Here is a 16779-nt window from a genome sequence, read left to right on the forward strand (position 1 = left end):
GCGCTTTTGCCCGCCGGCCGGCATGGCCGCGTTAGTGTAAACTGCGCGGATGCAGACCATTCTCTTGATCGCAGCCGCGCTGCTGTACATCGTGTGCGCCCTGTTGCCTGCCGCGAAGGCCAGGCCGATTGCCGCCGGCACGGCGCTGGCCTGGCTGGTGCATGGCGCGGGCCTGTGGATGGATGTGGTGGTGCCCGGCTCGCTGCGCCTCGGCTTCGCGGCGATGCTGTCGTCCGCCCTGTGGATCTCGGTGGGCGCCTACTGGATCGAGAACCGCAATTTCTCGCTGGATGGCTTGCGCCGCATGGTGATGCCGTGCGCCGCCATCGCCTGCGCGCTGCAGGCCCTGTTCCCGGGCGCGCTGATAGCGCTGGCAGGGCGCTCGCCGATGTTCGGCTGGCATATCGCGATCGCCACGCTGGCCTACAGCACGCTGACGATTGCCGCCTTCCATGCCGTGCTGATGGCCTTGCAGGAATCGCGGCTGCACACCCGCAGCGAGCAGGTCACGTTCCTGTCCGCCGCGCTGGACCAGCTGCCGGCGCTGCTGACGATGGAAAAGCTGCTGTTCCGCCTGATCGGCTTCGGCTTCGCACTGCTCAGCCTCACTGTCCTGTCCGGCATCGTGTTTTCCGAGCAGCTGTTCGGCCAGGCGCTGAAATGGGACCATAAGTCCGTGTTCACGCTGCTGTCGTGGGTACTGTTCGCGGCGCTGCTGGCCGGCCGGCACTTTCGCGGCTGGCGCGGCAAGACGGCGCTGTCGTTCACGCTGGCGGGATTCGCCACGCTGCTGCTGGCCTATGTCGGCAGCCGTTTTGTTCTGGAAGTAGTGCTACACCGAGGTTTCGCATGACACGTATCCTGTTCTGGCTGGCGCTTGCGCTGCTGGTGTATTTCGCCATCCGTTCCAAGCTGAAGGCGTCGCAGCGGCGGCAGCAGCAGCAGTGGGAGCAGCAACAGCGCGAGCAGCAGCGCCAGGCCAATGCATCGACTTCGCGGCAGGTGACACCGCCCGAAGCCATGCTGTGCTGCGCCCATTGCGGCGTGCATTTTCCGGCATCGGAAAACGTGCCTGCCAACGGGCGCGATTACTGCAGCCCCGCCCACGCGCCGCTGAAATGAACCGGCGGTCCGCGCAACGGCCGGAACACAGGTGATCGACAGGGGATTCAGTGCGGGAGCGCAGGCGGCCAGCGCGTTGCCGGCGCTGTCCCCGGCGGCCCGCGACACGTTCTGGCGCTCGCTGCAAACGCTCAACGCCACGCGCGTCGTCATCGCGCTGGTGCTGCTCGCCTACCTGAGCTTCGACAGCCGCGGCCTGCCATCGGCCGGCGGTTTCCTGTACGCGCAAACCTGCGCGTTCTACCTGTTCCTGGCGGTCCTGTTCGCGCTCACGGCGGCCTGGTGGCGCCGCCGCTTCATGCTGCAGCTGCTGTCCCAGGTCACCTGCGACCTCGTCGTCATCTCGCTGTTGTATACAGCGGGCGGCGGCGTGCGCAGCGGACTGGGCATCCTTTACCTGTTCCCGCTGGCCGGGTGCGCGATCCTCGCGCCGCTGGTGCTGGCCCTGTTCTGGGCCTCGCTGGCGTCGCTGTTCATGCTGGCCGACAGTATCTGGCGCGCGCTGGAAGGCGATGGCGACAAGGCCGTGCTGCAGGCCGGCCTGTATGGCGCGGCCTTCTTTGCCGCCGTGCTGGTGGTGAACCGCATGGCGGCGCGGCTGATCAACCAGGAAGAGCTGGCGGTACAGCGCGGCATCGAGATCGGCGTGCAGCAGGCCGTCAACCGGCTGGTGATGTCGCAGGCGGGCGATGGCATCGTGGTGGTCGGGCCGAATGGCGAACTGTTGGCCGGCAACCCGGCGGCGCGCCAGATGCTCGGCCTGTCCGGCGCGCTGGGGCTGCGGCTGGGCGCGATGCCCTCGCTGCACCCGGTCGCGCAAGCCTACGAGGACTGGCGCGCCGACCCGGCGCGCCATACCGTCTACGTGACCGTCAAGCCTTACACCGATCCCGCGCTGCAGGACCCGACCACGGCGTGGAGCGTGCGGGCAGACCTGGCCGCGCACCTGAAAGTGCGCTTCGCGGCCGCCGACACGATGGCACTGGGTACCGAGCGCAACGTGATCTTCCTGCAGGACGTGACGGCCATCGAAAACCAGGCGCAGCAGCTGAAGCTGGCGTCGATGGGCCGGCTCACCGCCAGCATCGCGCATGAGGTGCGCAATCCGCTGTCCGCGATCGGCCATGCCAACTCGCTGCTGGCCGAGGACCTGGACACCCCCGTGCATGCCCGGCTGCTGAAGATCATCGGCGACAACGTGGCGCGGGTGAACCGGATGGTGGAAGACATCCTGCAACTGTCGCGCAAGGCGCACGTGCACGACGAGCCGCTGGCACTGGCCGCGCTGGTGGCCGAGCTGAAGGCCGAATTCGACGAAACGCACCGGCTCGATCCGCAGGTGCTCGACGTGGCCCGGGTGCGCGACGTGACGGTGCGCTTCGATCCGCTGCACCTGCGCGAAGTGCTCCTCAACCTGCTCGGCAATGCGATCCGCTATGCCAGCCGGCAGCCGTCGTCGATCCGCCTGTTCGTGGTGCAGGTGCCGGGCCGCCCGACGGAACTGCACGTGCAGGACGACGGACCCGGCATCTCCCCTGAGGTGCGGGCCCACCTGTTCGAACCGTTCTACACTACCTCGTCGAAGGGCACGGGGCTGGGGCTGTACCTGGCGCGCGAGCTGTGCCTGAACAACGAGGCGATGCTGGACTACGAATACCGCCTCGATGCCGGGCCGGTGGCCGCGCCGCTGTCCTCCGGCCGCTTCGTCATCACGTTCGCGCACCCGTCAAGAGAAGAAGAGCCGACATGAGTACCTCCCCCCGCGTACTGGTAGTCGATGACGAAGACGACCTGCGCGACCTGCTGGAAATCACGCTGCTCAAGATGGGCCTGGACGTGGATGGCGCGGCCGACCTGCGCAGCGCGCGCGCCCAGCTGGCCGCCCACGAGTACGATCTGGTGCTGACGGACATGCGCCTGCCCGATGGCCTGGGCCTCGACCTGGTGCGCGAGATCGCCGCCAGCGGCCGCAACCTGCCGGTGGCCGTGGTGACCGCGTTCGGCAGCGCGGAAAACGCCGTGGTGGCGCTGAAGGCCGGCGCCTTCGATTACGTGACGAAGCCGCTGCAGCTCGACCAGTTGCGCATGATGGTGCAGTCGGCACTGAAGCTGAATGTGCCTTCCGGGCCGGCGGTGCCGAGCACGGTGGACAGCCGCCTGAAAGGGCAGTCGGCGGCGATGCAGGCCCTGCGCGCGCAGATCGCCCGGCTGGCGCGTTCGATGGCGCCGATCGCCATCACGGGAGAATCGGGTTCCGGCAAGGAACTGGCTGCCCGCGAAATCCATGCGCAGGGCGCGCGCGCCGACAAGCCGTTCATCGCCGTGAACTGCGGCGCGATTCCCGAGGCGCTGATGGAGGCGGAATTCTTCGGTTACCGCAAGGGCGCGTTCACGGGCGCGGCGGACGAGCGCGACGGCTTCTTCCAGGCCGCCAACGGCGGCACGCTGATGCTCGACGAAGTGGCGGACCTGCCGCTGCCGATGCAGGTCAAGCTGCTGCGCGCGATCCAGGAGCGGCGCGTGCGCAAGATCGGCGCCACCGCCGAGGAACCGGTGGATGTGCGCATCGTCAGCGCCACGCACCAGGACCTGGCGCGCTGCGTGGAGCAGGGCAAGTTCCGCCAGGACCTGTTCTACCGGCTGAACGTGATCGAGCTGTCGCTGCCGCCGCTGCGCGAGCGGCTCGACGACCTGCCGGTGCTGACCGACGCGATCCTGGCCCGGCTGAGCGCACCAGGCGGCCCGCCGGCCACGCTGGGGCCGGGCGTGCTCGATGCGCTGCGCGGCTACAGCTTCCCCGGCAACGTGCGCGAACTGGAAAATATCCTGGAACGGGCGCTGGCGTTTTCCAACGATGGCGTGATCGGCGTGGCCGACCTGGCGCTGAAGGGGGCCAGGCTGGCCGAACCCCAGGCGGCGACTCCGGCGCCCGCGCCTGCCGCTTCGGTTCCGGTCGAGGCCCCGGTACCGCTGGTGTCCCCCGCACCGGCACCGGCCGGCGAACGGATGCCGCCATTGCCCGACCTTTCCGTGCTGCCGTCGAACCTGCCCGCGTACCTCGAGCGGGTGGAGCGCGAGATCATCGTGCGTGCCCTCGACCAGACCCAGTACAACCGCACCCAGGCCGCGCAACTGCTCGGGATCAGCTTCCGGCAGTTGCGCTACCAGATGCAGAAACTGGGCATCCAGGAGCCCGAGGGGTAAAGCAGAGGTACCTCGAAGTCTGGTGTCGGACACCGGTGTTTGCCTGCCGGGCCGGGACCGGGAACCGGCATTTTTCCCGGCGAATGCATGCGGGGAAATGTCCGGCACTCCTTGCTTCGAAGCTGGCCAGCACCGCTGGTGGTATCAATAAAGCAACCCGGGCGGACGTCGTGGCGACCATTGCTGAAAGCTTGGGCAAGCGTGCATGGCTAGCACATTTGCGGGGTTAGCGCTTGCTTACCAAAGAACGCCTGTTCTTATCGAAGGCTTCAAAAGTCAATAGAATTATTAGGCATTCTGGCAAAAATATCCGGCCGTAACGCTTGTCGCGCGCATCCTCGCTCACTACAATTAGTGTCATAGATTGTGTGGTGCACTAAATCTAGTGCTCAGGTGGATAACCTGGTGGGTAACTTGGCGATTTCGGTTGATAACTCAGTTGATAACTGCGTTGATAACCCGGTTGATAACCAGGTGACGCTGCTTGATAACTTTGTTGTGATCAGGCATCTCTTCGATAGCGCCAGGGCCCACACCCGATACCGCACCACACATGAGCCACCGGGCAAGGACCGGCAACCGGAGAGTCATTCGAACATCTGTTTCGAGGGCCCCGGCATTGCCATTCTTATCTCGTTTTTTTGTGGCGAAAGAATTTGTTCCGAACAACTAATCGGGAGCTGAATACACATGCAATCGAACCAAGACATCACCACGCAGTCCGCCCAGCAAGTTCCAGCCGCCGCAGCGCAGCCGGCCAGCGGCCTGGCCACCGCAGCAGCCATGGGCGACTACCGCATCATCCGCCGTAACGGCGCCGTCGTGGCCTTCGAGCCATCGAAGATCAAGGTCGCGATGACCAAGGCCTTCCTGGCCGTGCAGACCGACAAGGGCGGCCCGGCCGCAGCGTCCGCGCGTATCCGCGACCTGGCCGAACAGCTGACGGACAACGTGGTGAATGCCCTGGTGCGCCGCCAGCCTTCTGGCGGCACGTTCCATATCGAAGACGTGCAGGACCAGGTGGAACTGGCCCTGATGCGCTCCGGCGAGCACGACGTGGCCAAGGCCTATGTGCTGTACCGCGCCAAGCAGATGGAAGAGCGCCGTGCCAAGAAGGCCGCCGCGGGCGCCGCCGGCATCGCCGAGCCGGAACTGCATGTGACCGAGAATGGCCAGCGCCGTCCGCTGGTGGTGCAGGAAGTGCGCGACCTGATCGATGCCGCCTGCTCCGGCCTGGAAAAGCACGTCGATGCCGACGCCATCCTCTCCGAGACGTTCCGCAACCTGTACGACGGCGTGCCCGTCGAAGAGCTGTACAAGTCCGCCATCCTGGCTGCCAGGGCCCTGATGGAAAAGGACCCGGCCTACACGCAAGTTACCGCCCGCATCCTGCTGCACGTGATCCGCCGCGAAGTCTTCGGCAAGGAAACCCCGCAGGCGCAAGCCGCCGCGGCGTACGTGGAATACTTCCCGCAATACGTGGCCAAGGGCATCGCCGCCGAGCTGCTGGACCCGAAGCTGGCCGAGTTCGACCTGCAGAAGCTGGCCAAGGCGCTGGTCGCCGACCGCGACCTGCAGTTCGGCTACATCGGCCTGCAAACGCTGTATGACCGCTACTTCCTGCACATCCGCGACGTGCGCATCGAAATGCCGCAGGCGTTCTACATGCGCGTGGCGATGGGCCTGGCGCTGAACGAGGAAAACCGCGAAGCGCGCGCGATCGAGTTCTACAACCTGCTGTCCTCGTTCGACTTCATGTCGTCGACGCCGACGCTGTTCAACTCCGGCACGCTGCGCTCGCAGCTGTCGTCGTGCTACCTGACCACCGTCTCCGACGACCTGGAAGGCATCTACGACGCCATCAAGGAAAACGCGCTGCTGGCCAAGTTCGCGGGCGGCCTGGGCAACGACTGGACGCCGGTGCGCGCACTGGGCGCCCACATCAAGGGCACCAACGGCAAGTCGCAGGGCGTGGTGCCGTTCCTGAAAGTGGTCAACGACACGGCCGTGGCCGTGAACCAGGGCGGCAAGCGCAAGGGCGCCGTGTGCGCCTACCTGGAAACCTGGCACATGGACATCGAGGAATTCCTCGACCTGCGCAAGAACACCGGCGACGACCGCCGCCGCACGCACGACATGAACACGGCGAACTGGATTCCCGACATGTTCATGAAGCGCGTGATGGAAAAGGGCGACTGGACGCTGTTCTCGCCGTCCGAAACGCCGGACCTGCACGACAAGGTCGGCAAGGCCTTCGAAGAAGCCTACCTCGGCTATGAAGCCGCGGCGGCCCGCGGCGAAATCCGCGTGTTCAAGAAGATCGCCGCGCTGGACCTGTGGCGCAAGATGCTGTCGATGCTGTTCGAGACGGGCCACCCGTGGATCACGTTCAAGGATCCGTGCAACATCCGCTCGCCGCAGCAGCACGTGGGCGTGGTGCACAGCTCGAACCTGTGCACGGAGATCACGCTGAATACCGGCCCGGACGAGATCGCCGTCTGCAACCTGGGTTCCGTGAACCTGCCGGCGCACATGAAAGAGGGCAAGCTCGACCATGTGAAGCTGCAAAAGACCATCCGCACCGCGATGCGCATGCTGGACAACGTCATCGACATCAACTACTACGCCGTCGACAAGGCGCGCAACGCGAACATGCGCCACCGTCCGGTGGGCATGGGCGTGATGGGCTTCCAGGACTGCCTGCACATGATGCGCGTGCCGTACGCTTCGCAAGAGGCGGTGAACTTCGCCGATACGTCGATGGAAGCGGTGTGCTACTACGCCTACTACGCCTCGACCGAGCTGGCCGAAGAGCGCGGCCAGTACGCCTCGTACAAGGGTTCGCTGTGGGACCGCGGCATCCTGCCGCAGGATTCCGTGAAGCTGCTGCTCGAAGAGCGCGGCGGCTACCTGGAGCAGGACATGTCGTCGTCGATGGACTGGACCCCGCTGCGCGAGCGCATCAAGCAGTTCGGCATGCGCAACTCGAACTGCGTGGCGATCGCCCCGACCGCGACCATTTCGAACATCATCGGCGTCTCGGCCTGCATCGAACCGACGTTCCAGAACCTGTACGTGAAATCGAACCTGTCCGGCGAGTTCACCGAGATCAACTCCTACCTGGTGCGCGACCTGAAGGCGCGCGACCTGTGGGACGAGGTCATGATCGCCGACCTGAAGTACTTCGACGGTTCGCTGTCCAAGATCGACCGCGTGCCGCAAGACCTGCGCGACATCTATGCCACGGCCTTCGAAGTGTCGCCGAGCTGGCTGGTGGAAGCCGCGTCGCGCCGCCAGAAGTGGATCGACCAGGCCCAGTCGCTGAACATCTACATGGCCGGTGCTTCCGGCAAGAAGCTGGACGAGACGTACAAGCTGGCATGGCTGCGCGGCCTGAAGACCACGTATTACCTGCGCACGATCGCCGCCTCGCACATGGAGAAGTCGACCTCGAAGACGGGCGCGCTGAACGCCGTGTCGCCGGCCGCCATCGGCTCGACCTCGGCCACTGCTGCCCCTGCCGCCGCCGGTACTGCCGTGCCGACGCACACCGCGCCGACCACGGTGCAGGAAGTGCAGGAGGGCGCCGCGTGCTACCTCCGTCCGGGCGATGCGGGTTTCGAAGAGTGCGAAGCCTGCCAGTAAGGTTGCCAATCCGGTAGCCAACAAGGTTGCCAACCAGCTTCTTGACTCGGCGCTGCCGAGTCGCCATCTGATATAGACAGGAAACCGCCCGGGGCGGTTTCCATCACAAACAAAGGAAAACACTATGCTGAACTGGGAAGATGACGTGGTGAAACCTGCCGCTCCTGTCGTGGGCCAGAGCGGCCAGGGCGCCGCCGAGCCGGAAGCCACGGCCGAGCAGATCTCGCACCGCGTGCACGCCGAGGACAAGCGCATCATCAACGGCAAGACGGACGTCAACCAGCTGGTACCGTTCAAGTACAAGTGGGCCTGGGACAAGTACCTGGCCGGCTGCGCCAACCACTGGATGCCGCAGGAAGTGAACATGCAGCGCGACATCGAGCTGTGGAAGAACCCGAACGGCCTGTCGGAAGACGAGCGCCGCCTGGTCAAGCGCAACCTGGGCTTCTTCGTGACGGCCGACTCGCTGGCCGCCAACAATATCGTGCTGGGCACCTACCGCCACATCACGGCGCCGGAATGCCGCCAGTACCTGCTGCGCCAGGCCTTCGAGGAAGCCATCCACACGCACGCCTACCAGTACATCGTGGAATCGCTGGGCCTGGACGAGCAGGAGATCTTCAACGCCTACAACGAAGTGAAATCGATCCGCGACAAGGACCAGTTCCTGATCCCGTTCATCGATACGCTGACCGACCCGGCCTTCACCACCGGCACGATCGAAAGCGACCAGAAGCTGCTGAAATCGCTGATCGTGTTCGCCTGCCTGATGGAAGGCCTGTTCTTCTACGTGGGCTTCACGCAGATCCTGGCGCTGGGCCGCCAGAACAAGATGACCGGCGCCGCCGAGCAGTACCAGTACATCCTGCGCGACGAATCGATGCACTGCAATTTCGGCATCGACCTGATCAACACAATCAAGCTGGAAAACCCGCTGCTGTGGACCCCGCAGTTCCGCGACGAAATCAAGGCGCTGTTCCAGGAAGCCGTGGAACTGGAGTACCGCTACGCCGAAGACACGATGCCACGCGGCGTGCTGGGCCTGAACGCGGCCATGTTCAAGGGCTACCTGCGCTTCATCGCCAACCGCCGCGCCGTGCAGATCGGCCTGGAGCCGATGTTCGACCAGGACGAGAACCCGTTCCCGTGGATGAGCGAGATGATCGACCTGAAGAAGGAACGCAACTTCTTCGAGACGCGCGTGACCGAGTACCAGACGGGTGGGGCGCTGAACTGGGATTGATGTTCAGCTTGAAGTAATACGTTCTATATGAAGGCCTGTCGAGAGACGGGCCTTTTTCGTTGGCCGGGTGCCGGGGCTGTCGTGGTAACCGGCGCCCCATCCGCATTCGGAGCCGACTCGCGCTCGCGCGTCCAAGGCGGAAGATGCACCAGCCTGCATTGGCTACTCTTCGTTGAAGGTACCCGTCGTGGCAATCAGCGTGGCACCGCAACTGGTCTTGTGTCCTTCGTACGCCACGGGAATGCCATCGATGGAGTGCACCGGGCTGCCCTCAGTGATGATGCATAGCTCGTGTCCCCTGATGGGGCAGATGCACTTGTCTCCCACCCGGGCAACGGCAATGCCGCCAACGGTGAAATGAGATGCGGAAACGCTCACGACTCTTCCGCCATGAGAAGTGGGGTCGCCAAGGCGAATGACATTGGGCATGGGTGATCCCGTTCAGTGAGAAAAGTCGACATGCCCAGTCCAGGGCCTCGACCGATGTGAATCCTGCTTTCGGGCAGCACCACGTGCCGGGCACGTGTGCTGCGTTGCACTGATAATTGTTGGCTTCAGCTCATCCTTCGCGAGGCGGTTCCGGCTCGGTTCCCTGCGATGATGGCGGGTTGGCGTTGGGATCAGCTGACGCCAGGGATGGCTTCGGAGCAGCGTCATCGTAGCCGACCAGCTTCCATAATGTCGCGGTCCGGTGCGATGGCCGCTGGCCCTTGAACCGCTGCCATACGGACGACGCCCCAAGCAATACGACATCCGGCATCGGTTCGCCAGCAACGAAACGCCGCCGGGGCCCGCCTTCGATTTTTCCTCCTTCGCTCGATTGCCACCAACCGGTTTGCGGGCATGGGCTTCCGCTTGCAACCAGTTCTCCCAGGGGGGAATCAGGCCGGGTTTCCGGTGTGGCGGCACTGGTTTTGACATCGCTGCCAGCAGGGCGCAGGCGGAAGGAACCGGTTGGAAAGCCGGAATGATTTGATGCAGCCACGCAGATCCCATATCCCATCGATAGGGCTACACACAGGGCAGTTGAGAAAGATCGGTTTGATTTCATGCTTTACATAAATTTTGCTGCACCCATTCGGACTCTGCGACGATTTTGACGATCGAATAGAGCGTTGCTGCCTTTCTGCCATCAGGCAGGCAGCAGGTCAGCGCTGCTTCGGCGGATGCTGCTCTGCCGTCTCCGCTACCGAGCGGCCGATGAATGACCGTGCGCATTGTCGCGAGGCGTTGGTCCGCAGGCTGCCTCTGCGTAACTTCAAATCGCCTCAGTTTGACGGCGCTACTCTCTCCTGACACTACTTACAGGAGGAAACATGTCCGACTTCTATCGCTATTTCAAGGAAAACATGGATGCGCTCGGGTTGCCGGCGCCGGAATCCCTCTATGGATCGTTTCAAACAGCAGTCACCAATGCTGGGGTGCTTCTTGGGCTCCTCGATAAATTCGGACGAAAAGTCACGGTCAGAGAGCTCATTGGTGCCGGTACGCGCCTTGAGAAACTTGTTGTGGTTGGGGCCCTGTCGGGAGCCTTTTACGTCGGGGCGGTCATAGGAAGCATCGCTGTCGCTACCGGTCGAGTGCTGGGCAATGGAACTTCGTTGGCAGATGTAATGCTGCTGGCCCAGCAACAGCATTTGAGCCGGCCATGGCTTCCGGTCACCCTTCGGCGTTGGCCTGGAACATATAAGGACGTCCCCGGACGCAACATGTACCGGCTGGCCGCGACACAGCGATGAACGATCGAATCCTGCTCGTTGTGACGGGGTTGGCCTGTTCGCTCGCAGCCTGGGCGATTTGGCATTATCTGGGCCAGGACGCGTTCGATGTACTGACCCTGGTGGCGTTCGTGTGTGTTTTCGCGGATAACTGGCGATTGCGACGTGCCTTGAGGCGATCAGCCACGGAAGGCGGCAGATCCTAGTCCTGGTAATCGAACGCGTGACGAAGCCGCTTGGGATCAAGCGCCAACCCGACAGGTTGGCGTTTTTCGTTCAGGCGACCACCCAACTCACCGCGCCCAGATAAACCGCGTCCCATCCGCGCTCTCGGTCAGCGGCCCCGGGCTATCCGCCGCGATCGACCGCGACGCGGGATCCACGCGCAGGAAGCGATTGTTCGCGATCGACATCAGCACCAGTTCCCCGGTCGGCGTCTCGATCCATTGGAAGCTCTGCGCCGCGCCCGGCGCGCCATCGGCCAGCGACACCGCGCCATCCGAACCCACCGTGAGGTACTGCTTGCCGGCCCGCAGCGCCACCCGGCCCAGCTGCATGTCCTGCACGGCGAACGCGGAAGGCGCGCCGACCGACAGGCGGCCGCCGCCGCCTTGCAGCCCCGTCTTCGCACCAAAAGAGGTCAGCCGGATCGTCTTCCCGACCGGGATCGCGCGCATCAGGCCGCGTGGGTAGGGCTGGTAGACGTCGATGCTGTCGAAGTCGGCCACGCCGCCCTCCATGCCCGCGGTGTTGTAGTTGAAGAGGGCGTAGCGCACGCCCTGGAAGGTCACGAGCTGGAAGATCATCGTGAACTCGTCGCCGAGCGGCACGAACTTCCTGCCGTCGACGGAGTAGGAGAAGCGCGCCTTCTCCGTCAGGAAGTCGGCATCGGCGCGCAGCCACACCCGCGCGGCCTTGGCATCGAGCTTGAGCGGCACGCGCTGGGTCGCATTCCTCGCCTGGTCGAACATGGCGATCGACAGGCCGGCGGCGGTCTTCTCCACGCCCAGCGTCGCATAGGGCAGGTTCAGCAGGGCCAGGCCGGCCACGTCGCCTTCCTTCAGTCCTGCGACGTCCAGCGCGACGGTGGGCGACGACTTCGGTCCGATGGCGCGCTGCGTCAGGCTGTTCTTCGCTTCCCAGAACGACTTCGCCGGCAGCGCATGCAGCCGCAGGTAACCCGGCCGCTCGGCCAGCGACCACTTGCCATCGACCGGCACGTGGTTCCACTGCCAGACCGGCTTCAGCGCGGTGCCTGAAAAATCGTCGCTGCGCTGGAACGGCACCGCGACGGGTTGCGGCGCGTCCGTCTTCGGCTTCACCCAGGTGCGCGGATTGCGGCCCAGGTTGCCCGGCAGGCCGAAGTAGGGCCAGCCATCCTGCCACGTCACCGGCGACAGCGACAGCAGGCGCCCCACCGAGTTGTAGTCCATCATCGAGTAGCCCCACCATTCGCCGGCCGGCGTCAGGATGATGCCGCCCTGGTGGATCGCGGTGGCGTCGTGGCGCTTCGGGTCGCCCGGTACCGCCTCGAACGGTGCCTCGTTCTTCTTCAGCCGGTTACCCTGGGCCAGACCGAAGCCTTCGTTGGTGCTGATCGAATGGTTCACCTCCCACGGTCCGAACGGGTGGTCGGCGCGCGCGGCCGGCATGCGGAAGCCGCCGGCGTAGTTCGCGCTGAGGATGTAGTACTTGCCGTCGATCTTCAGGAGGTGGGCGCCTTCGCCCATGCCCTGGTCCTTCCCGAACAGGACTTTCTGGGTGCCCGGCACCAGGTCGGTGAGGTCGGCGGTGAGCTGGGCCATCTTCATTTCCTGGTGATCCCACACCACGTAGACCTTGCCGTCGTCGTCGAACAGCACCGACAGGTCGTGCAGGCTGCGCTTCATCTCGCGGTGCGTCCACGGGCCCTTCGGGTCGGTGGCCGTGTAGATCTGCGTGCCGCGGCCGTTCACGTTGCTGAAGATGTAGAAGGTGCCGTCGTGGAAGCGGAAACTGGGCGCCCAGATGCCCCGGCCATAGATCCCCTTGCCATCTTCGAGCCGGTAGGCGGGGCCGAAGTCGAGCTTCGGCGTTGCGTAGCTCATGAACTCCCAGTTCACCAGGTCCTTCGAGCGCAGCACCGGCAGGCCCGGCATCGCATGCATGGTGGTGCCGGTCAGGTAGAAGTACTCGCCGACGCGGATCATGTCCGGGTCGGAGAACTCGTCGTAGAACAGCGGGTTCGTGAAAGTGCCGTTGCCGTTGTCCGGCGTCCAGGTCGCGGTCGACAGGCCGGTCGCGGGCCGCGCTTGAAGCTGGGCCATCGCGGGCGCGACGATCAGGGTGGAGGACAGGGCGAGGGTGGCGGCGAGGCGCAGGGAGAACAGAGTCGGCATGTCGGCAATCCGTGGAGGCGGTCGATGTGGGGAGCCCAACATAACCGTAACGGCTGTCACTGGCCAATCAATTTTTAGCGCTCATCCATATGAAGAAGGGTATGCCTGGCGGACCCGGAACAGCGATGCCTTCACTGCGCGATGCCGCCGGCTCGGGCAGCGTGAAGCCTTCCGGCAGCAGGCCACCGAACGGTGCCGGGGTGTGCCGCGCCGCCGTGTCCAGCAGGCGCTGGATCGCCGCCGGGCCGGCAGTGAGCGCGGCCATCGCGGCGGCGAGGTCTTCGATCAGCGCGGTGATTTCTTAGCGCGGCAGCAGTGCGTGGAAGGCGAAGTGGCGTGCAGCGTCGATATGCCTGGCGCGTCTTTCGATATGCGGAGGGGCTGCGTCGCGTCGCGCGCGGACGCTGCGGGATGGCTCTTTCGGGGGAGCGCACACCATTGCGTGTGCATGGGCGCGCACTTTTTTTTCGTGCGGCGTCATCCATGTGGCGCGTCGGCGAAGCAGCCATCGCGCGTCGCGCGCATGCCGGCTCATGCATGTGGTGGCGTCGTGTCGCTTCGCATAGCGCCTTTAGGTAAAGGCGCTATGCGAAGCGCCATATTTCGCCGCCGGCCTCGCGGCGAGGCTGGGCGATGGTGCGCGGCGCGCGAGGTGCGCTCGGCTATGTGCGCTACCTCGCGCAGCACAGTAAAAAAACACTGCGAAAAGCATGCGTGCCGGTTGCACATCACAAAGGTTTTCGTGTACTTTACGAGCTTGAAAACAAGGGTATTTGCAAGCAGTGTTTTTCGAGTGTGTCTCGAAGCTGCGATTCCCGAAAAAGCCAAGAGCGCAATCAAGCACCGCGGCAAAGAACAACAGGACAAAAGTTCGCACAGATATGCACGACAACCACATGGTTAACTGGTAGGCCGCCTCGCCTGAACATCGTCAGGCCGGGCGGTTTTTTCTTTGAGAGCCAGGCACGATGCGAGTGGATGCAAAGGTTCGGAGCTGGGTATGCGCCCGATACCGGAGACACGAAGAACAAGAATTTTGAGACCGGCGCCGCGCCCCGTGCATGAGGCACGAGGCAGGGTACGAACAACAACGTACCGGACGGTGACGCTGGTCGAATGGCTGAAGTGCTGCAGTCGTGAGGAGCTGCAGCAGTTCAGCCGGGTGCCGAATTCATTAGCGCAAACATCGAAATGCTTGTGCCGATGAATAATTCGCCCGCCATGCCGACGGGTATGCCGGACGGGTTTCAACTATGTGCGTATTTTCATCCCGGATGAAGGAGAAATAAAATGGCTACCGCCACCAAGAAGACCGATACGAAGAAGCCAGCCGCCACCAAGGCCGCTGCCGCTCCTGCCAAGAAAGCTGCAGCCGCCAAGCCGGCTGCCGCTGCGAAGAAAACCACCGCGGCTGCCAAGCCTGCTGCGGCGAAGAAGACGACCGCCGCGGCAAAGCCTGCCGCAGCGAAGAAGACCACGGCGGCTGCGAAGCCGGCGGCGGCGAAGAAGACCACGGCAGCGGCAAAGCCGGCCGCAGCGAAGAAGTCCACCACCGCAACCAAGTCGACCGCGGCCAAGTCCACGGCAGCGAAGTCGACGGCAACCAAGTCGACGGCAGCGAAGAAATCGACGACGGCAACCAAGTCGACGGCAGCGAAGAAATCGACGACGGCCGCCGCCAAGCCGGCAGCGAAGAAGTCGGCAACCAAGGCCACCGCCGCGAAGCCGGCAGCCAAGAAAGCCGCGACCAAGACCGCCGCAGCGAAGCCTGCAGCCAAGAAGACCGCGACGAAGGCCGCTGCCAAGCCGGCAGCCAAGCCTGCAGCCAAGAAGGCCGCCGCCAAGCCGGCAGCCAAGCCGGCAGCCAAGAAAGCCGCTGGCAAGACCGCCGCCGCCAAGCCGGCCGCCAAGCCTGCAGCGAAGAAGGCCGCAACCAAGACCGCCGCCGCCAAGCCGGCCGCCAAGCCTGCAGCCAAGAAAGCCGCAACCAAGACCGCCGCAGCCAAGCCGGCAGCCAAGCCTGCAGCGAAAAAGGCCGCCGCCACCAAGACCGCTGCCGCCAAGCCAGCAGCCAAGGGTGCAGCCGCCAAGCCTGCAGCCAAGGGCGCAGCAGCGAAGCCCGCCGCCAAGGCGGCAGCCAAGTCGGCAGCTCCGGCAGCCAAGCCGGCCGCAACGAAGGCAGCCGCCAAGCCAGCCGCCAAGCCAGCCGCGAAGAAGACCGCAGCAAAAAAGCCTGAGGCCGCGCCGGCTACCGCCCCGGCAGCGACTACGGCCGACAAGCCCGCGGAACAACCAGTAGCGAAGAAAGCCGCTGCGCCGAAGAAGGCCGCGGCGAAGAAGGATTCGGCAGCGAAGAAGGACACGCCGGCGGCAGCACCGGCCGCTGTTCCGGCCGCCGCTTCCGTACCATCGGCGAAGACGACGCTGGCACCGGCGGCCGCATGGCCGTTCCCGACCAGCACCCGTCCTTCCTGATCGGCGACGGGCGTGCCGGCCATGCCGGCCGCCCGTCCCGGTTGCCGATCGCGGCCGCTCATCGTATCCGCAAATTGTATCCAGTGAGCGCATCCAGTGAGCGTATCCACTGAGCGGATCCGATTCGCGGCCTGATGGGCGAGAATACCGCTGTGTGAGACAATCGCACGGCGGTTTTTTTATGGAGAATGCTCGTGCTTAGTATTGTGATGCTGATCGTCGATACCGTTGCCGTCCTGCTCGGCGGGGTGCTGCTGCTGCGGTTCTGGATGCAGGCGACACGCGTGCGCCCGCCGTCGTCGGTGGCGCAATTTACGTTCCAGCTGTCGGACTGGCTGGTGCGCCCCATGCGCCGCCTCGTGCCCGGCGTGGGCGGCTACGACTGGGCCAGCCTGCTCGGCGCGTTCCTGATCGTGGTGCTGGCCACGTCGGTGCGCTGGTTCGCCGGCTACCCGTTCGACCTCATCATGCTGATGGCGCTGCACCGCTTCCTGCAGTGGATCCTGTATGGCTTCATGATCCTGCTGGTCGTCGAGGCGATCTTCAGCTGGGTCAACCCGCACGCGCCGCTGGCGCCGTTCGTGCGCGCCCTGAACGAGCCGATCCTCAAGCCCGTGCGGCGCGTGGTGCCGCTGGTGGGCAACCTCGACCTGTCGCTGCTGGTCGCGCTGGTGCTGCTGCAGATCGCCCAGCTCGTGCTGGACATGCTGTTCCGGTGAGGTGTTGATGAGCCAATGAAAAAGGCGCCGCGGCGCCTTTTTTGTTTTGGGGTAGAGCTCGATGTGGAGATAGCGGGCGGGCCGCAGGGGTCTGTCCCAGCCAGTTGTCGGCAGGGAGCGGAGCCGACATCGCAGATCGAGGGGACTGATCCTTATGCCGCTTAGATAAGCCCACCCCAAGTGCAAATTCAGGGGTCAGACCCGGCGGGTCTGACCCCAGCCCTTCGCTGTTGGGGTGAATGCATGCACTTTCGATGTGTCGGGTAACGCTTAAC

The 16779-nt window shown here is 64.5% G+C and carries 12 protein-coding genes; 9 read left to right on the plus strand and 3 right to left on the minus strand.

Going from position 1 to position 16779, the window contains the following annotated elements:
• Positions 1–49: 49 nt before the first annotated feature.
• The 6 genes from EYF70_RS02105 to EYF70_RS02130 all read left to right on the plus strand — a co-directional run bounded on the left by EYF70_RS02105 (position 50) and on the right by EYF70_RS02130 (position 9214).
• The gene (locus EYF70_RS02105) at positions 50–853 is read left to right on the plus strand and encodes a cytochrome C assembly family protein (RefSeq protein ID WP_131143917.1); all 804 of its coding nucleotides are present in this window, start codon (positions 50–52) and stop codon (positions 851–853) included.
• Positions 850–1122: a PP0621 family protein gene (locus tag EYF70_RS02110; protein WP_131143918.1), complete on the plus strand. Its 273-nt coding sequence runs from the start codon at positions 850–852 to the stop codon at positions 1120–1122. The genes EYF70_RS02105 and EYF70_RS02110 overlap by 4 nt, the downstream gene beginning before the upstream one ends.
• 31 nt (positions 1123–1153) lie before the next feature.
• Positions 1154–2872, plus strand: coding sequence for a sensor histidine kinase (locus tag EYF70_RS02115; protein ID WP_229420667.1), 1719 nt, complete (start codon positions 1154–1156; stop codon positions 2870–2872).
• The gene (locus EYF70_RS02120; protein ID WP_131143919.1) at positions 2869–4326 is read left to right on the plus strand and encodes a sigma-54-dependent transcriptional regulator; all 1458 of its coding nucleotides are present in this window, start codon (positions 2869–2871) and stop codon (positions 4324–4326) included. Before EYF70_RS02115 ends, EYF70_RS02120 begins: the two co-directional genes overlap by 4 nt.
• A 690-nt stretch (positions 4327–5016) precedes the next feature.
• Positions 5017–7971, plus strand: a complete 2955-nt coding sequence (locus EYF70_RS02125; RefSeq protein ID WP_131143920.1) for a ribonucleoside-diphosphate reductase subunit alpha — start codon at positions 5017–5019, stop codon at positions 7969–7971.
• 124 nt (positions 7972–8095) lie between these two features.
• A complete protein-coding gene (locus EYF70_RS02130; RefSeq protein ID WP_131143921.1) occupies positions 8096–9214 on the plus strand; it encodes a ribonucleotide-diphosphate reductase subunit beta in 1119 nt (372 codons plus the stop codon).
• Positions 9215–9376: 162 nt separating this feature from the next.
• Here EYF70_RS02130 and EYF70_RS02135 read toward each other — a convergent pair whose 3' ends face one another.
• Positions 9377–9643: a PAAR domain-containing protein gene (locus EYF70_RS02135; RefSeq protein ID WP_131143922.1), complete on the minus strand. Its 267-nt coding sequence runs from the start codon at positions 9641–9643 to the stop codon at positions 9377–9379.
• Between the two features lie 887 nt (positions 9644–10530).
• Between EYF70_RS02135 and EYF70_RS02140 the strand changes: the two genes are divergently transcribed.
• Entirely contained in the window at positions 10531–10953 is a 423-nt protein-coding gene (locus EYF70_RS02140) for a hypothetical protein (RefSeq protein WP_131143923.1), read from the plus strand.
• A 272-nt stretch (positions 10954–11225) separates the two neighbouring features.
• On the opposite strand, the gene EYF70_RS02145 is transcribed toward EYF70_RS02140, so the two are convergent.
• Positions 11226–13310: a glycoside hydrolase family 43 protein gene (locus EYF70_RS02145; protein WP_131143924.1), complete on the minus strand. Its 2085-nt coding sequence runs from the start codon at positions 13308–13310 to the stop codon at positions 11226–11228.
• A 67-nt stretch (positions 13311–13377) separates the two neighbouring features.
• The gene (locus EYF70_RS02150; RefSeq protein WP_131143925.1) at positions 13378–13575 is read right to left on the minus strand and encodes a hypothetical protein; all 198 of its coding nucleotides are present in this window, start codon (positions 13573–13575) and stop codon (positions 13378–13380) included.
• A 1025-nt stretch (positions 13576–14600) separates the two neighbouring features.
• Here EYF70_RS02150 and EYF70_RS02155 point away from each other — a divergent pair.
• Positions 14601–15785, plus strand: coding sequence for a transcriptional regulator (locus EYF70_RS02155; RefSeq protein WP_131143926.1), 1185 nt, complete (start codon positions 14601–14603; stop codon positions 15783–15785).
• A 209-nt stretch (positions 15786–15994) separates the two neighbouring features.
• Positions 15995–16504, plus strand: a complete 510-nt coding sequence (locus EYF70_RS02160) for a YggT family protein (protein WP_371861748.1) — start codon at positions 15995–15997, stop codon at positions 16502–16504.
• Positions 16505–16779: the final 275 nt, after the last annotated feature.

The sequence above is a fragment of the Pseudoduganella albidiflava genome, assembly GCF_004322755.1.
In the GTDB taxonomy this organism is placed as follows: Bacteria; Pseudomonadota; Gammaproteobacteria; order Burkholderiales; family Burkholderiaceae_D; genus Rugamonas; species Rugamonas albidiflava.

Coding starts and splice junctions, on each gene's coding strand:
- EYF70_RS02145 (WP_131143924.1), bottom strand. CDS start 13,310: ATGCCGACTCTGTTCTCCCTGCGCCTCGCCGCCACCCTCGCCCTGTCC.
- EYF70_RS02110 (WP_131143918.1), top strand. CDS start 850: ATGACACGTATCCTGTTCTGGCTGGCGCTTGCGCTGCTGGTGTATTTC.
- EYF70_RS02120 (WP_131143919.1), top strand. CDS start 2,869: ATGAGTACCTCCCCCCGCGTACTGGTAGTCGATGACGAAGACGACCTG.
- EYF70_RS02150 (WP_131143925.1), bottom strand. CDS start 13,575: ATGGCCGCGCTCACTGCCGGCCCGGCGGCGATCCAGCGCCTGCTGGAC.
- EYF70_RS02140 (WP_131143923.1), top strand. CDS start 10,531: ATGTCCGACTTCTATCGCTATTTCAAGGAAAACATGGATGCGCTCGGG.
- EYF70_RS02135 (WP_131143922.1), bottom strand. CDS start 9,643: ATGCCCAATGTCATTCGCCTTGGCGACCCCACTTCTCATGGCGGAAGA.
- EYF70_RS02105 (WP_131143917.1), top strand. CDS start 50: ATGCAGACCATTCTCTTGATCGCAGCCGCGCTGCTGTACATCGTGTGC.
- EYF70_RS02160 (WP_371861748.1), top strand. CDS start 15,995: ATGCTGATCGTCGATACCGTTGCCGTCCTGCTCGGCGGGGTGCTGCTG.
- EYF70_RS02155 (WP_131143926.1), top strand. CDS start 14,601: ATGGCTACCGCCACCAAGAAGACCGATACGAAGAAGCCAGCCGCCACC.
- EYF70_RS02125 (WP_131143920.1), top strand. CDS start 5,017: ATGCAATCGAACCAAGACATCACCACGCAGTCCGCCCAGCAAGTTCCA.
- EYF70_RS02130 (WP_131143921.1), top strand. CDS start 8,096: ATGCTGAACTGGGAAGATGACGTGGTGAAACCTGCCGCTCCTGTCGTG.